Annotated in this window: 10 protein-coding genes; 3 read left to right on the forward strand and 7 right to left on the reverse strand. The window is 61.2% G+C overall.

Annotated features, from left to right (window positions below; all coding sequences use genetic code 11):
• The first annotated feature begins 278 nt into the window (after positions 1-278).
• Entirely contained in the window at positions 279-1,250 is a 972-nt protein-coding gene (locus BMY52_RS08595) for an Rpn family recombination-promoting nuclease/putative transposase (protein WP_090253438.1), read from the forward strand.
• 516 nt (positions 1,251-1,766) lie between these two features.
• Here the strand turns inward: BMY52_RS08595 and BMY52_RS08605 are convergent.
• From BMY52_RS08605 to BMY52_RS08615, 3 genes are all read right to left on the reverse strand, one after another.
• The gene (locus tag BMY52_RS08605) at positions 1,767-3,119 is read right to left on the reverse strand and encodes an ABC1 kinase family protein (RefSeq protein ID WP_090253445.1); all 1,353 of its coding nucleotides are present in this window, start codon (positions 3,117-3,119) and stop codon (positions 1,767-1,769) included.
• A gap of 148 nt (positions 3,120-3,267) precedes the next feature.
• Complete coding sequence (locus BMY52_RS08610; protein WP_090253447.1) at positions 3,268-3,930, reverse strand: Crp/Fnr family transcriptional regulator; 663 nt, start codon at positions 3,928-3,930, stop codon at positions 3,268-3,270.
• A gap of 31 nt (positions 3,931-3,961) precedes the next feature.
• Positions 3,962-5,728 (reverse strand): SLC13 family permease, encoded by a 1,767-nt coding sequence (locus tag BMY52_RS08615; protein WP_090253449.1) that lies wholly within the window; start codon positions 5,726-5,728, stop codon positions 3,962-3,964.
• 342 nt (positions 5,729-6,070) lie between these two features.
• Here BMY52_RS08615 and BMY52_RS08620 point away from each other — a divergent pair, with 342 nt between their 5' ends.
• Positions 6,071-7,327: an SAM-dependent methyltransferase gene (locus BMY52_RS08620; protein ID WP_090253451.1), complete on the forward strand. Its 1,257-nt coding sequence runs from the start codon at positions 6,071-6,073 to the stop codon at positions 7,325-7,327.
• On the opposite strand, the gene BMY52_RS08625 is transcribed toward BMY52_RS08620, so the two are convergent.
• On the reverse strand, positions 7,240-10,608 hold the full coding sequence (locus BMY52_RS08625; protein ID WP_177169908.1) for an ATP-binding protein: 3,369 nt from the start codon (positions 10,606-10,608) through the stop codon (positions 7,240-7,242). The genes BMY52_RS08620 and BMY52_RS08625 overlap by 88 nt on opposite strands.
• Before the next feature lie 358 nt (positions 10,609-10,966).
• Here BMY52_RS08625 and BMY52_RS08630 point away from each other — a divergent pair, with 358 nt between their 5' ends.
• On the forward strand, positions 10,967-12,655 hold the full coding sequence (locus BMY52_RS08630) for a glutamine--tRNA ligase/YqeY domain fusion protein (protein ID WP_090253454.1): 1,689 nt from the start codon (positions 10,967-10,969) through the stop codon (positions 12,653-12,655).
• A 440-nt stretch (positions 12,656-13,095) separates the two neighbouring features.
• Here BMY52_RS08630 and BMY52_RS15840 read toward each other — a convergent pair whose 3' ends face one another.
• From BMY52_RS15840 to BMY52_RS08645, 3 genes are all read right to left on the reverse strand, one after another.
• Positions 13,096-15,393 carry a methyl-accepting chemotaxis protein gene (locus BMY52_RS15840; RefSeq protein WP_090253456.1) on the reverse strand — a complete coding sequence of 766 codons (2,298 nt, stop codon included), beginning with the start codon at positions 15,391-15,393 and terminating at the stop codon, positions 13,096-13,098.
• A gap of 131 nt (positions 15,394-15,524) precedes the next feature.
• Positions 15,525-18,323, reverse strand: coding sequence for a response regulator (locus tag BMY52_RS08640; protein ID WP_090253458.1), 2,799 nt, complete (start codon positions 18,321-18,323; stop codon positions 15,525-15,527).
• 68 nt (positions 18,324-18,391) lie between these two features.
• Positions 18,392-19,480 carry a response regulator gene (locus tag BMY52_RS08645; RefSeq protein WP_090253460.1) on the reverse strand — a complete coding sequence of 363 codons (1,089 nt, stop codon included), beginning with the start codon at positions 19,478-19,480 and terminating at the stop codon, positions 18,392-18,394.
• Between the last annotated feature and the right edge of the window lie 112 nt (positions 19,481-19,592).

Below are 19,592 nucleotides of genomic sequence, written 5' to 3' on the forward strand. Positions count from 1 at the left end.
CGGCCTGCACGGCGGCTCACGGTGGGTTCAAGGATGCGCGAGAACCGATGGACATCCGCACCCTGGATCATGTCGTCGTCGGGCATAAAGCTACGGTTCGTTCGCCGAACGTGGAAAGCCATCACTCGCCTTGAAGCGCATGCCTGCCTCACGCCTGCCCTGACATGTGTTATTTTTTCTCTATTCATCAGACAGATAGGGTGAGGGAGAAAGCCAGAAGGGCGGACGAGCATGTCAACGGACTGTGGTAGGATCGGGGCATCATCACGGGAGCCCACATGGCGGACGCCACCCACAATTACCACGACACTGGATACAAGGAACTCTTCAGCTATCCCGAGTTCGTCCAACAGCTGATCGAAGGCTTTGCGCCGGCCCAGATCGCCGGGCTGATGGACTTCTCGACACTCAAGAACCACAACGGCAACTACATCACCCCGCTGTTCGAGGAGAAGATCGAGGACGTGGTGTGGTCGGTGGAGGTCACCTGGCAGGGCCTCACCCAGCGGGTGTTCCTGTACATCCTGCTGGAGTTCCAGTCCTCGGTGGATCGCACCATGCCAATCCGGCTGATGCACTACGTCGCCTGCTTCTACAGTGAGTTGCTCAAGCAGAAGGTCATCACCCCCGGTCAGGGTCTTCCGCCGGTTTTTCCGGTGGTGCTCTATAACGGATCAAAGCCCTGGACGGCCCCGCTGGATGTGTACGAGATGGTACAGCCGGAACCGCCTGGATTCCTGCAGGTCTATCAGCCGCACCTGCGCTACTACCTGGTCGACGAAGGACGCTACACTGATGAGCAGCTTGGTTTGGTACTGAGCCCGCTGAGTGGGGTGTTCAGTGTGGAGAATGCCGGAGAAAGCTGGGAAGCCCTTCAGCAGGCGGTGGATCGTATTGTGGCGATCATCAAGGCTGATCCCGACAAGGAGCGTATTGACCGGATCATCACCCGCTGGCTCAAGCGTCATTTGCATCGGCTTGGGACCAAGCTCAACCTAGACCAGCTCGAAAGCCTGGTGGAGGACAAAGACATGCTGGCAGAGAACCTGGAGAACTTGGTGAAGAAAGAGCGGCTGGAGGGGCGCTTGGAAGGGCGCCAGGAAGGGCGCCAGGAAGGCGAGCAACTCCGTGCTGAGCAGGCCGCCCGTAACCTGATTACCCACACTGAAATGGAGGACGCCATGATTGCAGAGATTGCTGGGCTGCCAGTTGCGGATGTTATCCGGCTACGAGAGGAAGGCAAGCATTGAATTCAGTGACGGTTTCCCTCCCTGCCCGGACTTTTTTCGCACGCCTGTCGGTCAAGGATGCCCTGGCATTGATACGCTGTTTGGGCGCGGTCTCCGCGGTCATCACCGCCACTTCCACCACCTGCAGTGTCCCCGACCAGCGGGCCGCCAGACAATCGGGTATCAGGGAAAACGTGCGGTGCCCCTGTGGGCAATACCAGCGGGCGATCCGCGCCCCCCAGGGCCGCTTGCGCGCCTGCCAGGCTTGCCCACAGCGCACTTTTCGGCTGGGGCCAGGTTGCGTAGGGCGCCAATTTGGTGTAGATGTGACACAGGCCTCTGTCCGGGGCCTATGGGTTAGCGTTCGGCGCTTATTCTGAAAAAACGGCTGACACTATAAGGTTAAAGGCTGGGGAGGGGTTCAAGGCCCCTCCCCAAAGACCCGAGGACTTTCGGGTCTGTCCCTGGCTCGGTTGCACGTCGCCCCCCTGTTTCAGGCAGGCGACTGAGGTTCGTGGTTGAAGTTGAGCACGGAACTCAAGTTCGATATGGCTTTTCCAGGCCCAGATACGGTCGCATCATCCCGCCAATATCCACGCGCGCCCGCAGCTTGCGGCACAGCAGGAACATCCCCATGAACTTGCGGTGCAGGAACAGCGTGGCGGGTTCAGGCATGTGGCGGAAACGCTCGTCCATGAACAAGTCCTTGCCCCGGTAATACACCCGTTCAAACAAATCCGAGGCACCGAAGTCGTAGGGGCCCTCATGCCGCAATGGCTCGCCGGATAGCAGCAGCAGATCCAGCATCTCGTTCACATCATCTGAATCCGAGTCCTCCTTGAGATAACCCAACTCGATGCAGGCCTGGCGCATGTCCTCCCGATCCTGAGAGTAAGCCGCCTGCCCCAGGTGGCGATAGACCTCCACCCAGTGGGGCTGGACACGATGGGCAGCACCGAAGTCCAGCAGGGAGACCCGCCCCGATTCCATATCGTAGAGATAATTGCTGAAGTTGGGATCCGTCTGCACCAGCCCAAAATCAAACAGCTCCCGGAAGCCCAGGCGGCTCAGCAGAGTGGCCACCCGATCACGGTCTTCCCGGGGATAGTCGCCTGAAATCATACGGTCTACCGGCTCGCCAGGAGCAAAGTCCATGGCCAGGATGTTTTCCGTGGACAGATCGGGATGCAATCGGGGCACGAACAGGTTCGGATCATCCCCCACCATGGCGCCATAGGCCTGCAGGGACTCTGCTTCGGTCTGGTAATCGGTCTCCCGGTGCAATTGCAGACGGGCTTCCTCGAACAAGGGCCCCAGATCCACACCAGCGGGCATGACCCGGAACTGGCGGAACAAAAACGCCAGGTTATTGATGTCACTGTCGATACTCTCACGCACACCGGGAAACTGGATCTTCAGCGCCAGGGTGCGACCATCGCGGGTTTCGGCCCTGTGTACCTGACCGATGGAAGCCGCTGCAATGGGGGTAAGATCCATGTGCCTGAACTGCTGCTCCCAACCCTTGCCATATTCCCGGTTGAGCACGCCGCTCAACTGCCCCAAGGGCATGGGCTCCGCTGCCTGGCGCAGTGCGCCCATGATCTCCGAGGCCTCCTCGTTGAGCAAGTCTGTGCCATCCATGGACATGAGCTGCCCCATCTTCATCACTGCCCCCCGCATGCGCGCCAGACGATTGGTGAAACGCTGCGCATGCTTGCCCGGCAGATCGATGCGGGCCGGGCGACTGCCGTTGCTCTTGCGGGTGAGCTCCGTCAGCCCCTTGAAGCCGATCCCGGCTGCCAGCGTGCCGGAGGCCATACCCAGGTGCCACAGACGGCCAAAACGGGAACTGGGGACGGGATTGGAACGGCGTTTGCCTTGATCGGACATAAAATATGCAGCCTTGTGGGCAATGTGAGTGTTTATTAGAGACTGCTAATTATGCCGGATGTTCACCCGGATGACATCCGGGGGCTGCACGCCGCGCGCCCACACACGGATAACCGTTCCTACCGTTCTGACAGGCCACCGACTCACACTACTCCAGCACCCGTCGCAACCCCGCCTCGTCCAGCAGGACCAGCGTTTCCCCCTGCACCGCCAGCAAACCTCGCTCCCGCAGGCGGCCCAGGATGCGGGACAGGGTCTCTGGTTTCATGGACAGCCGTGAAGCAATCACCTGCTTGGGAATGGCCAGGCGCACCTGGCCGGCCTGGGCATGCACTTGAGCCAGCAGGTAGGAGACCAGGCGGTAAGTGGCATTATGCAGGGTCAGTTCATCGATATGACTGAGTAGCCCGTGCATGCGGCGGCTCACGCTACCCAGGAGCTTGAGAGCGAGATCGGGGGATTCCGCCAACAGTTGCAGAAAACAGCTGTTATCGAAGATGACCAGATGGGTGTCCGACAAGGCCGAAGCGCTCACCGGGTAACGTCCCTCATCCATGAACATCACGGCCTCCGCAAACAACTGTCCGGACTGAATGACCTCCACCACCTTCTCGTCGCCATCTCGTGAGAGCAGGTATAGCTTCATCGTCCCGCTCTTTACCAGGAAAAAATGCGCGGCCGGATCACCCTGAGCAAACAGGGGCTCGCCCGCGCGGTAATGACGTTCGCGCAGGCTCGACTGGATACGACCCAATTGATCGCTGTCCAGCGGCTCGAAGAGGTGAAGACGTTGCAGCTCCTGCAGATTCATGGGGCGATGATTCCTCGCGGGAAGGCCGGGTTCACCAGCGCCAGATGAGCGGCACCAGCAGGATCACCAACGCCCCGGTGACCACGGTCATGGGGATGCCGGCGCGCAGATAGTCACTGAAACGATAGCCCCCTGGGCCATAAACCATCAGGTTGGTCTGGTAGCCAAACGGCGTGGCGAAACTGGCCGAAGCAGCGAACATGATGGCCACAGCAAAGGGCATCAGGCTCACGCCCAAGTCCTGTGCCACGGCCCAGGCGATGGGGAACATGAGCACGGCAGCGGCATTATTGGTGATCAGCGCAGTGAACAGGGCCGTGAGCAGATAGACCACCAATAGATTCATCCAGGGCTGCTCGCCTGCCAGTGCGGTCACATTCAATGCAATCGTCTGAGCAAGGCCCGTGTTATTCATGGCAGCGGCCACGCCGAAGGCGGCAGCAATGGTCAACAGCACCGACCAATCCAGACTGCCGCGCGCATTGAACATGCTCACACACCCACTCAGAATCATCAGCCCCGCCGCCGCCAGGGCCGCTTCCAGCATGCTGAGCAGGCCCAGGCTGGCGCTGCCCACCATGGCTGCCAGAATCCCCATGGCCACCAGGGCCCGCTCGTGACGAGGGGTTGCGGAATCCTGTACCTGGGTCATGAGGAAGAAATCCCGGCGATTGCGATTCTGGGCCAGAAAGCTCGAACCGGCCTCCACCAGCAAGGTGTCACCGGGGCGCAGCACGATATCCCCGATCTTGTCATTCAATCGCTCGCCATTGCGGGCCACGGCGATCACCACCGCGTTATAGCGGTTGCGAAATCCGCCATCGCGAATGGTCATGCCCACCAGCGGACAGGTATTGGATACCACCACTTCCAGCAGGGCCCGGTCAGAACGTCGCCCATCCAGCTTGAACACCTGTCCGGTAGCCGGGGTGAGGCCGCGGATGCGTTGCAGATCGGCCATGGATTCCACCACCCCGACGAAGATCAGACGGTCTCCCGCACACAGCTTCTGCTGGGGAGACACGGCGGGGATGAGGGTACCCTGGCGGTCCAGTTCCATGAGATATCCTCCAGGCAAGTGCCGCAATCCCGCCTCCTCGATGCTCCGTCCCACCAGAGGTCCGCCCTCCTCTACCAGCATCTCCAGGGTGTATTCCCGGGGATCATCGATCCGGCTCATGGGGGGACGGCGATCGGGGAAAAGATACCGCCCGAAGACCAGCATGAGGCCCAGACCAAGCAACGCCACAGGCACACCCACCCAGGCGATGTCGAACAGGCCCAGGCCAGTGCCGGTCTGTTCGATCAAAAGGCCATTGACCACCAGGTTGGTACTGGTACCGATGACCGTGATGGTGCCCCCCAGGATGGCAGCAAACGACAGCGGCATCATCAATCGCGAGACCGGCAGATCCAGCTTGCGGGCCCATTCGTTCACCGCAGGAATCAGCATGCCCACCACAGGCGTGTTGTTCAAAAAGGCGCTCATCACCGCCACCGGGGTGGTCAGTCTCACTTGCGCCCGCCACAGGGAACGCGGTCGCCCGAGCAAGGACTGCACAATCCACTGAATACCGCCGGTCTCACGCAGGCCGGCCACCACCACATACAGGGCCGCCACGGTAATCACGCCCTCGTTGGAGAAACCGGCAAATGCCTCTTGCGGGCTGACAATGCCTGCCAGCAGCAAGATCACCACCGCGCCCACAAACACCAGGTCGGGAGCGGCACGGGTGAAGGTCAGCACCGCCAGCATGCCCAGGATCAACAGGGCCGTGAACCAGGCTTCAAGGATCATGGTTGAATCCATTCCAATGAGATATCCATGGATCAGGCCGCGGCCCGGGACACCCTGATCTTTCGGGGCAGATGTGTGCTGTCAAGGTGCCGTGGGGATTTCAGATGCATCTCCGGCGTCTGCCGGATCACGATGGGACACGTTGCGGTTTGGGTCATGCTCAAGGATCCGGCTGCCTGGAGGCGGGATGGATAGATCGTTTCCAATATTCTCACGCCAGCCCATCCGCTGTCAGGCCGGGCACCCGAAGGAATTCAGGACCCAGCACGCATTGTCCTTATGTCGATCAGAACTATACTCACCAGAAAGACAACCAGAAGCGTCATAGGGAGGGCAACACCGATGTGGCTTGAACGACAGCTGCATCGGCAGGTGCGCGAGGGTTCCCTTGTACTGCACCTGCCCGATGGCTCCAGCAAGCAGTTTGGTCACGGCAAACCTCGGGTCAATCTGCATGTGCACGATCGCAAGGTGCTCACACGCCTCGCCTGGGATCCAGCCCTGAATTTCGGCGAAACCTACATGGAGGGCGGATGGGATCCAGGGCCTGAAGGGTTGCGACCGCTCGTGCATCTGGTGATGCGCAACTTCGCGCCGCTGTTCCGCAAACGGCGCAGCCTGCCCTTCGTCATGCTGCGCAGACTCTGGGAGCAAGGCAACCGCATCACCCGCAGCTACGGCAACGTTTCACATCACTACGATCTGGAAGAATGGCTGTTCCGACGCTTTCTGGACCAGGACATGTTCTACTCCTGCGCCTATTTCAGCCGCCCCGACATGACCCTGGAAGAGGCCCAGCAGGCCAAGGCAAATATCATTCACCGCAAACTGTTATTACAGCCGGGCATGCGTGTCCTGGACATTGGCAGCGGCTGGGGAAGCATGGCCTTTCATCTGGCGGAACAGGCGAATGTCCAGGTGGACGGCGTCACACTGTCCCGGGAACAGTTGCGCGCTGCCAGTGCGGAGGCTGAACGTCGCGGACTGTCGGATCGGGTGCGTTTTCACCTGCAGGACTATCGGGAACACCGGAACCGTTACGATCGAATCGTTAGCGTGGGCATGTTCGAACACGTGGGGCAACCCTATTATCGGCGCTATTTTCAACACGTGCACGACCTGCTCAAGCCCGAGGGGGTGGCCTTGCTGCACACCATTGGCCGCGTCGATCCACCGGGCAAGACCAACGCCTGGCTGGCCCGACATATCTTCCCGGGCGGTTACACGCCAGCCCTGTCGGAAGTGGCTGCCGCGGTGGAAAAAACGCCATTGATGGCAACCGACGTGGACGTATGGCGCCTGCACTATGCCGACACCCTCGCCGAATGGTACCGGCGCTTTCAGGTGATTCGGGATGAGGCCACCGAACACTTTGATGAACGATTCTGCCGCATGTGGGAGTTTTACCTGGCCACCTGCGAAGGCAGTTTTCGCTACTGGGGCCAGGTGGTATTCCAGGTGCAGTTGGCGAAACTTCACGGGGTGGTCCCCGAAACCCGGGATTATCTCTATCAGCCAGAGGCCGCCCCCCTGGAGTTTGAGGCATTGCCGGATCCCCCCCCCGCGGCACGCAACTCGCGCGCCAGCGTCTCCACCTGAGACAGACCATCACGCACGGCGGCATCCTCCCCCGGCATCCCCGCCAATACCCCCTTGAGGGCGGTGGGGATGCCATCGTAGACATGACGCAGTTCGGCCGTGATGGCATCCAGCCAGGCTGAGGCCTGCTGGAGGTGATCCCGACGCACCAGCGTTTCCAGGGCCTCGATCTGCCCAGCTGCCCGCTGGGCGCCAATGGTTCCCAGATGCCCCTTGAGGGTGTGCGCAATCCGTGCAGCGGCGTGGCCGTCTGCGTCATCCAGGGCCTGGGCCAGTGCACTCATCTTCTCAGGCAGGTCCGGAAGAATGGTGAGCAGGATCTCGATGAGCAGTTCCCGATCCCCGCCCAGGCGCTGCATCACCAGTGCCAGATCCACGCCCAGATCCACGCCAGGTGCGGTGGGCGCCGGCTCCGAGACATCTGAACGTGCCGAGGCCGTCGTGGTGCAGTGGCTCATGACATGATCAATGGTTCGCCCCAGCTCCCCAAGACTGATGGGCTTGAAGATGTAGTCATCCATCCCCGCGTCCAGCCCCCGCTCACGGTACTCACTGAGGGCATGGGCAGTCAGTCCGATGATGGGCAGCGTCCGGTTGGCTTCACCGGTGCCACCGTCACGGATGTGCCGGGTGGCCTCAAAGCCGTTCATCCCAGGCATTTCCACATCCATCAGCACCAGATCAAAGTGTTCAAAGAGAAGTTGCTCGAAGGCAGACTCGGCATCCGTCACCGCAACGGCCTCATGACCCAGACGCTTGAGCAACTGTTCGGCCACCACCACATTGGCAGGCGTATCCTCCACCAACAGCGTCCGCCAGGCACGGGGCTGATGGGGCACGGTCGCCCCCAACGAATGGGCGTCCTCGGTCACGGGCACCTTCTCCGGATCGCCCAACTCAAGCACCACATTGAAGCGGAAGGCACTGCCCTGTCCGGGTCGGCTGGCCACGCGGATACGCCCGCCCATTTTCTCCACCAATTGCCGCGTAATGGCCAGCCCCAGCCCAGTGCCTCCGTACCGGCGTCGTGCCGATCCATCCACCTGGGTGAAGGTATCGAAGATCTCTCCCTGGCGGTCCTCCGGTATACCCTCGCCGGTGTCGATGACCTCAAAGCCGATGTCCACCTCTGCTCCGATGGTGTCGAGAAGCCGGACACGTACCTGGATATCGCCCTCTGCGGTGAACTTGATGGCGTTCCCCACAAGGTTGATGAGCACCTGTCCCAGGCGGTGCCTGTCACCGCGCAGATAACGAGGCACATCGGGGGCCAGGTCCATGACCAACTCCAGCCCCTTTTCGCGGGCAGACACCCGCAGAGTACCCACCATCTGCTCCAGTGCCAGGTGCAGATCAAAATCCGCCACCAACAATTCCATGCGTCCTGCCTCGATCTTGGAAAGATCCAGGATGTCGTTGATCACCGTCAGCAGGTGCTGGGCCGAATGCTGGATGATCTGCATGAATTCACGGGATTGTCCCTCCAGCCCCTCCAGCATCACCAATTCGCTGAGGCCCAGGATGGCATTCATGGGGGTACGGATTTCATGGCTCATGCGCGCCAGGAACTCACTCTTGGCCTGATTGGCCGCCTCGGCCACCTCCCGTGCCGCGATCAACTGACGTTCAAGGACACGCAGATCGGTCACATCCGAGTAGTAGACCATGCCGCCAATGATCTCCCCCTGATCGTCCAGGATGGGACCATTGAAGATCTGCATGGAACGGCCCCCAAATCTGGCCTCCTCGGCAGGCGTTGAGTAGCGCACCACGGGTTCCCCGGTTTGGAAACAGACTTCCAGTGCACACTGTACGCAGGGACCAGACTGTTCCCAGGCCAGTTGATAGCAGGGTTGATGGAGTACCTTTTCCAGATCGTCGATGCCGAATACCTCCAACAAGCTCTGACTGACACTGACGATGCGGTAATCCCGATCAATAATGACAATGTAGCCCGGGATATTCTCAAAGAAGGCACGCAGCCGGCTGGTGGTGCGGCTCAGTTCCGCCGTACGTTCCGCCACGCGCTGCTCGAGCTGGCGATTCTGCTCCTGAATCTCCGCGGACTGCTCCTGAAGACGTTGAAACTGATCCCGCAACTGCCGGGCCATGGCCTGGAAGGCCCGGTCCAGTCGATTGTATTCACGGATCGGGGTGCGACGCGGTTTGCGGTCCCATTGCCCCCTGGCGAGTTCATCAGCGTCGTGCCCCAGACGCTCCATGGGCGCGGCCAGGCGACCGGCCATCACGAACCCCAGCCACCCCGCCAGCAAAAGCACGGCTGCGATGATCGTCAGGGTGGCACGGGTCTGATCCTGAATCCCGCTCATGAAGTCCTTTTCCGGCACCACCACCGCCAAAAGCCAATCCAGCCCCGGAGCGGGAGAGAACGGCCTGAGCTGAAGGTACTTCGTTTCTCCGTCCAGGGAAAAGCTCAGGAATTCGTCCTCGAATATGGATACCAACCCACCCGGGCGCTGCTGCAGCAACCCGACCGCTGCCTCAACAGAGGCCACCCCCGACTCCGCCGCGGGGATGGGCAGGAACTGGCCTTGTACCTCCTCAAAAAAGCCCCCTTTCGGGGCCGTGGAGGCCGCCACCAGATGACCATCACCCTGCATGACGAACACCTGAGCATTCGGCGTCAAATCCAGGGAGCGCAGAAAATCATGGATTTGGGTGAGAACATAGTCCACGGCAAACACCCCCAGCAACTCTCCATCGGCGTCATAGTGGGGCCGGGAGGCGGTCAGGGCCAGGTCGTGGATGACAAAGTGTCGGTAGATGGGGGTCCAGGTGGAACGTCCGGCGGCTACGCCAGCCTGGTACCAAGGGCGGGTGCGGGGATCAAAGTTCGGGTAGACCTGCTTCAGTTCCAGGGCATCGCCCAAGTCGTTGGTGGAGAAATTATGGGAATCGCCCCCGGTCACTTTCCCCGCGCGCACCACCTGTACACTGCCATCGGCTGTCCGACGCGCCCCGTAGAACTCGCCCTCAGGGGTACCAAAAAAGGAATAAGCCAGCGATGGCTGGCTTTCGATCACACCATGGAAATAACGCTGCACGAGGGTGGGGTCATCCAGATCCAGGATCCCGCTGCGCAATGCCCGCGCATTATCTTCATTGACCTGTGCAGGAATGCCCAGGTAGTGGGTGAGCTGATCCTCCACCCGCGTGAGTATGTCGGTACGCAGTTGCCGGGCAATATCGTTCACCGCATCCCGCCCGTCCGCAATCGCCAGCCAGGCCACGAAGCCAGCGGAAAGGACGGTGATCAGCACCACAGGGATGCCAATCAGCCACCGAAGGGAAAAGGCAGTCCGCAACGCGGAACGGGATCTGGATTGTTTTGCGAGTGGGGATTCCCGCGTATGGCCACCCATGGGCATGCTCCTGGACCAGGGGCAGGATCCCCCCGAAACAGCCCAAGTATAGAGGCGGTAGCCACTTGATCAATGCCCACCCACACGCAAAGCTATGGATGAGTCAAAAAACCGGCTCGGCGGAGAGTCCGTCGAGTCGGTCGAAAAGGGGAGCCGTGCGCCCTGGGAAAACGCGTACACGAATGGCCCACGCTGGCTCCCGGTTGGCCGGACACTTATAATCCGGCGCTGACTTATTCATAGCGCACCGGACCCCATGACCACATCCGAACCCCAGGCCCCCAGCCACTTCATCCGCAACCGTATCCGCAAGGAACTGGAGGCCGGACACTGCCAGCAGGTGATCACCCGCTTCCCGCCAGAGCCCAACGGCTACCTGCACCTGGGTCACGCCAAGTCCATCGCCCTGAACTTCAGCATGGGCGAGGAGTTCGGGGGCCACACCAATCTGCGCTTTGACGACACCAACCCGGCCAAGGAAGAGCAGCGGTATATCGATGCCATCAAGGAAGACGTCCGCTGGCTGGGCTACACCTGGAAACACGAGCGTCATGCCTCCGATTACTTCGAGCAACTCTATGAGTGGGCCCTGTACCTGATCGATCACGGCCTGGCCTACGTGGACAGCCAGGACGCCGACACCATCCGCCAGCAGCGCGGCACGCTCACCGAACCAGGTACCGAGAGCCCCTTTCGCGACCGACCCCCGGAGGAGAGCCGCGATCTGTTCGAGCGCATGCGTGCCGGCGAATTTGCCGACAGCGCCCATGTGCTGCGGGCACGCATCGACATGGCCTCCGGCAATATCAACCTGCGCGACCCGGTGATCTACCGCATCCGCCGGCTCACTCACCCGCGCACCGGTGACCAGTGGTGCATCTACCCCAGCTACGACTTCGCCCACGGGCAGAGTGATGCCATCGAGCATGTCACCCATTCCCTGTGCACCCTGGAGTTCGAGGACCACCGCCCCCTCTACGACTGGCTGCTGGAGCACCTGCCGGTGCCCTCGCGCCCGATACAAATCGAATTCTCCCGGCTGAACCTGGATTTCACCGTTCTCTCCAAGCGACGTCTCACCCGCCTGGTGGACGAGGGCTACGTGCAAGGTTGGGATGATCCGCGTCTGCCCACCCTGGCCGGCATCCGTCGCCGAGGCTTCACGCCCCAGTCGATTCGCCAGTTCTGCCAGGAAATCGGGGTCACCAAGGCGGATTCCATCATCCCCTTCGGTGTACTGGAAAATGCCCTGCGCAATGACCTGAACGAGAGTGCCCCGCGCACCATGGCCGTGCTCAAGCCACTGAAGCTGGTGCTGACCAACTTCCCCGAGGGCGAAACGGAGTGGCTGGAGGCCGCAGTGCATCCCCAGAAACTGGAGATGGGCACGCGCCAGGTGGCCATGACCCGGGAGATCTACATCGAGGCGGATGACTTCATGGAGGAGGCCCCCAAGAAGTTCTTCCGGCTCAAACCGGGTGGCGAGGTGCGCCTGCGCAACGCCTTCATCATCCGCTGTGACGAGGTGATCAAGGACGAGGCCGGCGAGGTGGTGGAACTGCGTTGCAGCCTGGACCCGGAAACCCGCTCCGGTCAGCCCGGGGCGGATCGCAAGGTGAAGGGGACCATCCACTGGGTCTCGGCAGCGCACTCCGTGCCCGCCCAGGTACGCCTGTACGACCGGCTATTTCAGGTGCCCCATCCGGCAGGTGACAAGGACAAGGATTTCGTCGAGCACATCAACCCCGAATCCCTGGTCACGCTGGAAAATGCCCGCTTGGAGCCCGCCGCCGCCAAGGCCCGGCCGGGTGAGTGTTTTCAGTTCGAACGCCTGGGGTATTTCGTGCCGGACCCGGACGGCACGCCGGAAAGACCGGTGTTCAATCGGGCAGTCACCTTGCGGGATACCTGGGCCAAACTGGAGAAGCAGATGGGGGCCCGATAAGTCACGTGCTGGCCTAAGCACCCCTCACCCCAACCCCTCTCCCCGAAGGGGAGAGGGACTTTAAGGCGACAGGCCTATCCTCTCTAACACTCCCCTCTCCCCTTCGGGGGGAGGGGCTTTAAGGCGACAGGCCTATCCTCTCTAACACTCCCCTCTCCCCTTCGGGGGGAGGGGCTTTAAGGCGACAGGCCTATCCTCTCTAACACTCCCCTCTCCCCTTCGGGGGGAGGGGCTTTAAGGCGACAGGCCTATCCTCTCTAACACTCCCTTCTCCCCTTCGGGGAGAGGGACTTTAAGGCGACAGGCCTATCCTCTCTAACACTCCCTTCTCCCCTTCGGGGGGAGGGGCTTTAAGGCGACAGGCCTATCCTCTCTAGCACTCCCTTCTCCCCTTCGGGGAGAAGGGCCGGGGATGAGGGGCGCGGTGGGCACATCCCCTCTCAGGGCCTCGGAAGTGCCGGCGAGGGGCCCGTCCGGCCCATCAAACCACCGCCACTCCCCAGTGCATCCACCCGGAAAACACTCACCGCCCGTGCCAGGCTCTGGGCCTGCTCCTCCAGGGACTCCGCCGCTGCCGCGGCCTCCTCCACCAGCGAGGCATTCTGCTGGGTCACGTCGTCCATCTGGGTGACGGCACTATTCACCTGCTCGATACCCGTGCTCTGCTCATCCGAGGCGGCGGCGATCTCGCTGATGAGATCAGAGACACGCTTCACCTGAGAGACCATCTCGTCCATGGCATCTCCTGCCTCCAGCACCAGCCTGCTACCCCTCTCGACCGTTACGGAATCTTCGGCAATCAGATCCTTGATTTCCTTCGCAGCTGAAGCGGAGCGCTGAGCCAGGTTGCGCACTTCGGCAGCCACCACCGCGAATCCACGCCCCTGCTCTCCAGCGCGAGCGGCTTCCACAGCGGCGTTCAGGGCGAGGATATTGGTCTGGAAGGCGATGCCATCAATCACGGTGATGATGTCACTGATTTTCTCGGAACTTGAGGTGATTTCCTTCATGGACTCCACCGCCTCGCGTACCTTTTCGCCGCCGCTTTGGGCCACGTCACTGGCCTGGCTGGACATCTCATTGGCCTGGCGCGCATTGTCGGCGTTCTGTTTCACCGTGGAGGTCAGCTCCTCCATGCTTGAAGCGGTCTCCTCCAGACTGGACGCCTGCTCCTCCGTGCGCTGGGAGAGATCCGTATTGCCCACGGCAATCTCCCGCGAAGCGGTATTGATGGCATCCACGGAATCCTTGATCTGGCCAATGAGATCCTGAAGGCTGGCGACCGTCTTGTTGGTGTCGTCTTTGAGGTCACCGAAGGTACCCTCGTACTCACCCGTCACTTGTCGGGTCAGATCACCCTTGGAAACAGCATTCAAGACGCCCGCCACTTCGGCCAGGCCAACGGACGTCTTTTCCATCAGGTTGTTCACCCCCAGTCCAAGGCGTTCGAAAAACCCGTCAAGTTCCTCGGTGGCCACGCGGCGAGAGAAGTCCCCCTTGACGGCGCCTTCCACCAATGAGGTGACCTGCTTCTCCACCTGCACCTCACTGGTGCGATCGGCCCATTCCATCACGGTGCCCACCCGCTGACCTTCGTCATTGGAAATCGGGTTCGCGGTCAGGCTGAATATCCGTCCGCCGATATTCAACTCCGTACTCACGCTGACGTTGCTGTTTTCCATTTGCTGGCGAGACTGACCCAGTTTGTCGCGGAAGACATCAATGTGCGCGCCCAGCAAGGCATCCGCGTCGAAACCGGGCAACTCCGTCTGGATTTGCCGGCTGGCGACCCGGAACATGTCGTTCAGGGCTGCATTGGTGTAGATGATTTCCATATCCGGCGCCGCCACCATCACACTGGAGGACACACTGTCCAGGGCGAAGCGCACACGCAGATTCTCCGCGGCAACCCGACGGGTTTCCGTGATATCCGCCTTCAGCTTGCTCTGCATCTCAGCAAGGTTACCCAGCACCTTGCCCACTTCGTCATGGTTGGTGATGACGATCTCGTTATCCAGATTGCCGTGCGAAATGGCATCGAAATACCCCACGGCCCGGTTCAGCGGCGTGACGATGGCGCGGATCAACAGGAAGCCCATGAGGGCCGAGATGAGTACGCCCCCCACGATCATGATCACGGCCAGATTGCGGGTGGTTTCGTAGGCGGCCACTGCTGATTCGAACTCCTGGCTGCCCACGGTACGCTGCAGTTCCAGCAGTGCCCGGGCCGACTCCACCGCCTCGCCGAACAGCGGATTGGTCACCTCGACCATGCGCATGTTCCCTTCGGCGTATTGCCCCTGCTCGAAGAGTTCCACGCTTTGCAGCAGGCCCTCGCGCACGAAACGCCCGCGCCGGTCCACAAACTGCTGTGCCAGGCGTTCCTCCTCGGGGGTGAGGAACGTCTCCATGTAGGTATTCCATATCTGGTCGATGCGACTGATGTTATCGCGTACCGCATTGGTATGCAGACCAATGGGATGATCGTGCAGACGGCTCTCTTCCAGGCGGGGATCATGCATGGCCGCCAGATTGAGTTGAATGATATTGGCCTGCATCAGGCTCTCGATCTCGGCAATCTGTTGCGAGGGGATCAGTCGATCTTCATAGACGGTCTCCAGACCACCGTTGGCAGCCTGCATTCCAGCCAACCCCATGCCTCCGATCACCATCAACAGGGCCGAAAGGAAAGCGATCACCACGATCAAACGCACTTTAAGACTGATATTCTTGAGCACTTGTCATTCTCCGGATATCTGTGCTTTGAGGCTCGCACCATGGGGCTCGCCCGGGCCGTTGAGCGGAGCGCATGTGGGTTTTATCGGCATCCGCACCATTCCCTGAAGCCTTTTTCCCAGAACCCCATTCCTCATGACAGAGCCTGGCGGCAGAGGCGCACGATGCTCAGTGCGCCAGGATAATCGAAACCTTCCACACTGCGGGTCAGAGCCGAGTATCGACCTCCCAAGTGGGGCGCCAGCGTCTCCCGGTATTGCTCGAACAGATCGATGACGGCAGTGTCATCGCAGGCCAGCAGTGCCTCCATGCGTCTCAGCACCGTCCGTGCCTCGTCAGCCGACAGCCCGACCGCCACCGCCCGGCCGGACTCCGAAGTGCGGTGCTCGCCCTCCACCTCGCGCACCAGTTGATCCAGTTCCACTTGCAGTTGCTCGCACAAGCCAATGAAGTCTTCCAGGCTCCCCGGATCGCCCCCTACCTTTTCCAGGCTGCGCGCCATGGTGGCAATACGCCCCACGCCCAGGTTGCCGGCGGCACCCTTGAGCGAATGGGCGCGGCGCTTGACGCCCTGCCAATCCCCCCGCGCCCCCATCTCCCTCAGCTTGTTCGCATCCTCCTGATGATATTCCAGAAATAACGGTACAAGCCTTGCGCTGTCGAGCCGACGGGCGGTGTCCACCTCCAGCCCACGGGGCATCCGAAACCCATGAACATGCCCGCCGGTCTCGTATCCACTCGCCGGTGGCGTTGCCCCTGAGGGAGATGAGTGAGTTGCGATATCCTTGTCTCCCAGCCACCTCAAAAGCACCCGATACAGGGCATCGGGCTCCACAGGCTTGGGTATGAAATCGTTCATGCCAGCCTCCAGGGCGGCAAGACGATCCTCGGCAAACACGTTGGCCGTCATGGCCAGGATCGGGGTATTGCCCCCCTGAGGCAGTGCGCGCATGCGCCGCGTGGCGGTGAGACCATCCATGCGTGGCATCTGCACATCCATGAGAATCAGGTCATAGTGCACCCCCCGAGCCATGGCCAGGGCAGCCCGGCCATCCTCGGCTGTGTCCACGACAAGGCCCACCCGCTGCAGGAGTTCCAGTGCCACCTCTCGGTTGATCGGATTATCCTCCACCACCAGTACACGTGCGCCGGCATGAGCCTTGAAGGCCTCGGGCGCAGGCCCGGGCGCCGGGGCAAGCAGCGGGAACCGAACAGGCTGCGCCCGCTCACCCCGACTGCGTTCAAGGGCCACCTCGAACCAGAACAGACTGCCCTGCCCCTCCTCGCTCTCCAGCCCCACACTGCCGTTCATCAGTTCTGCCAGGCGCCGGGTGACCACCAGCCCCAGACCGGTGCCGCCGTAGCGTCGCGTGATGGAGGTATCCGCCTGTCGAAAGGCCTCGAAGAGTTGATCACGGTGCTCCGCGGCAATCCCCACGCCCGTATCACGCACCTCAAAGCGCACCCTCAGGCCATGCGCATCCTCCCCCATGAGACGCGCATGCAGATGAATGCTGCCATGCTCGGTGAACTTGATGGCATTCCCTGCCAGGTTGAGCAAGGCCTGGCGCAACCGGGCCGGATCGCCGCGCAACCACTGGGGCACGGATTCAGCATCGGTTTCCAACAGCAATCCCTTGGCCTGGGCCGCCTCAGAGATCACCGAAGCCACATGATCCAGCACGGCCGATAGATGAAAATCCCTGGTTTCCAGAACAAAGCGGCCCGCCTCGATCTTGGAGATATCCAGGATGTCACTGATGATGGACAGCAGGTGTTTGGCGGCGCTGTCCACTTTCTGTAGCTTTTCATCTTGCCCAGCGGCCTTTTCGCCGGTGCGCAACAGGTGCACCAGGCCGACAATGGCATTCAAAGGCGTGCGTATTTCGTGAGTCATGTTGGCCAGAAAGGCACTCTTGGCGCGGTTGGCCTCCTCGGCCCGCTGCCGCGCCTCTTCCAGTTGAGTGGTGCGGGTTTGGACAAGCGTTTCCAGATGATCCCGGTGTTGCCGCAATTCGGCCTCGGTACGACGCCGCTGCACCAGATGCCAGATCTGCTCGGCCATCAGGCGTAAGGTTTCCACATCCATGGGGGTGTAATTCTGTGATTTATTGCCCACGCCGAGGACCATCACCACCCGTCCCTCCTCGAGCACGGGCACCGTCGATAGACGCGTGAACGCAGGATAGTCCTGCCCCCCGTGAAGACGTTCCGCCAGGGCCGGGGCATCATTGATCGTCAGGGGGGCGGTGTCACGCAAGACGTGAGCCCAAGCCCGTCCACCATCCAGAGGACAAAAACGCTGAAGGGTGACGTTGCCGTCCTCGTCCACATCACGGCGAGACCAGGCCATCCGTTCACCCCCGGCTGAAGAGTCGTGAAGAAACCGAATGAAGCCCACATGACTGTCCGTGAGGTCCTCGGCTGCCTCCAGACCAACTTGCATCAGGCCTGCCTCGCCCTGGGCCTCCGCCTCCCGGGGCATGGCCAGCATCGCTTCGGCACGGCGCGCCTGAAGGCGGAGCATGAGGGCGTTTTCGTGGCGCTCGGAGATATCTTCGGAGAGGATCATGATGCCCCCCACGTCACCGCCCGCCCGGTACCAGGGACGCACCTCCCAGCGCAGCCACTGCACCACCCCATCGGCGCGCTCAAAGCAATCCTCCTCCGCCCGCAGGACTTCTCCGCCCAGTCCGCGGCGATGGACCTCGCGCCACCCTGGACCGATCTCGGGGAAGACATCGTAATGACAGGTACCCGGCACTTCCTGATTGCCCCGACCATAGGTTTCCCGCCAGCGGCGGCTGGTGGCCAGGTAGCACATGCGATTATCGAACATGGCCAGTGCGGCCGGAGCATGCTCGATGAACTGCCCCAGGAGCTCTTCCCGCTCGCGGAGACGGGCACTGGAATCCCCGCAAGGAGTGGTCATCGGATCAGACTCCGCAATGAAAGGGCAAGGGGGCAGGCACTATCGCGGATCATGCAAAGCGGCGTGCCTCAGCAAGGAACGGTATCCGGGTGGCGGCGCGCCACGGCAACAAACTGATCAAAAATGGCCAGAAAACACTCGGTGACATCCGGATCAAATTGCGAGCCCTTCCCCTGAACAATCAGTTCGCGAGCCTTTTCCAGAGGCATGGCCGGCTTGTACACCCGGGGGGAGGTCATGGCATCGAAGACATCCGCCACGGCCATGATACGCGCGGACACCGGAATGTCTCCGCCGCTGAGCCCATCCGGATAACCGCTGCCGTCGTATTTCTCATGGTGCCAGCGGGCAATCTCCTTGGCTAGCATGAGAAAGGGGACCGGCTTGTCCACATCGGCCTCAGCCCGTTCAATGGCATCAAATCCCAGACGGGCGTGGGTCTTCATGATGCTCCATTCCTCTGCGGTCAAAGGACCAGGTTTGCAGAGAATGGCGTCAGGAATGCCCACCTTGCCGATATCGTGCAGGGGGGCAGACTTGGCCAGCAGGTCGATATGGGCGGGGCTGAGAACATGCCGGAACCGGGGATGGTGACTCAAATGCTCGGACAGCATTCGCACATAGAATTGAGTGCGCAGAATATGGTTGCCAGTCTCCGGATCCCGGGTTTCAGCCAGGTGCGCCAGGGCGCGAATCCCCACCTGCTGAGCCAGTTCATGCTCGGCCATGCGCCGGGCAATCTCACTCTCCAGAAAGGCATTCTTATCCTGGAGGAATGCCTGAGCCCGCTTTACATCCAGTTGGGTCCGCACCCGAGCCCTGAGCACCGCCGCATTGATGGGCTTGGTGATGTAGTCGCAGGCGCCGGCCTCGAGACCCTGTTCCTCGTCCCTGGAATCCGACAGGGCCGTCAGGAAGATGACCGGAACCCCGCGGGTATCAGGATGGGACCGCAATTCCCGGAGCACCCCATAGCCGTCCAGTTCCGGCATCACCACATCCAGCAGGATGAGATCCGGTCGCGGATCCACGCGCACCGCACGCAGGGCATGGTGACCGGACTGAGCCGCCCGCACCCGATAATGCGGACGGAGCAGTTCAGTCAGCAATGCCAGATTGGTAGGCTCGTCATCCACAATCAGGATGGTGGATTGCATGGGCTTCCCTGTATCCAGATTCATCCCGAAAGTGTAACCGCTTAGAGACAGTTTCGGGGAATGGCCTGGCCCCGGCTCAGGCTGAAGATCGCCAGGGGCCACTGCTGCTCCT

Origin of the sequence: Ectothiorhodospira marina (assembly GCF_900109495.1) — a bacterium.
GTDB classification, from domain to species: Bacteria; Pseudomonadota; Gammaproteobacteria; order Ectothiorhodospirales; family Ectothiorhodospiraceae; genus Ectothiorhodospira; species Ectothiorhodospira marina.

Coding starts and splice junctions, on each gene's coding strand:
- BMY52_RS08595 (WP_090253438.1), top strand. CDS start 279: ATGGCGGACGCCACCCACAATTACCACGACACTGGATACAAGGAACTC.
- BMY52_RS08605 (WP_090253445.1), bottom strand. CDS start 3,119: ATGTCCGATCAAGGCAAACGCCGTTCCAATCCCGTCCCCAGTTCCCGT.
- BMY52_RS08610 (WP_090253447.1), bottom strand. CDS start 3,930: ATGAATCTGCAGGAGCTGCAACGTCTTCACCTCTTCGAGCCGCTGGAC.
- BMY52_RS08615 (WP_090253449.1), bottom strand. CDS start 5,728: ATGATCCTTGAAGCCTGGTTCACGGCCCTGTTGATCCTGGGCATGCTG.
- BMY52_RS08620 (WP_090253451.1), top strand. CDS start 6,071: ATGTGGCTTGAACGACAGCTGCATCGGCAGGTGCGCGAGGGTTCCCTT.
- BMY52_RS08630 (WP_090253454.1), top strand. CDS start 10,967: ATGACCACATCCGAACCCCAGGCCCCCAGCCACTTCATCCGCAACCGT.
- BMY52_RS08640 (WP_090253458.1), bottom strand. CDS start 18,323: ATGACCACTCCTTGCGGGGATTCCAGTGCCCGTCTCCGCGAGCGGGAA.
- BMY52_RS08645 (WP_090253460.1), bottom strand. CDS start 19,480: ATGCAATCCACCATCCTGATTGTGGATGACGAGCCTACCAATCTGGCA.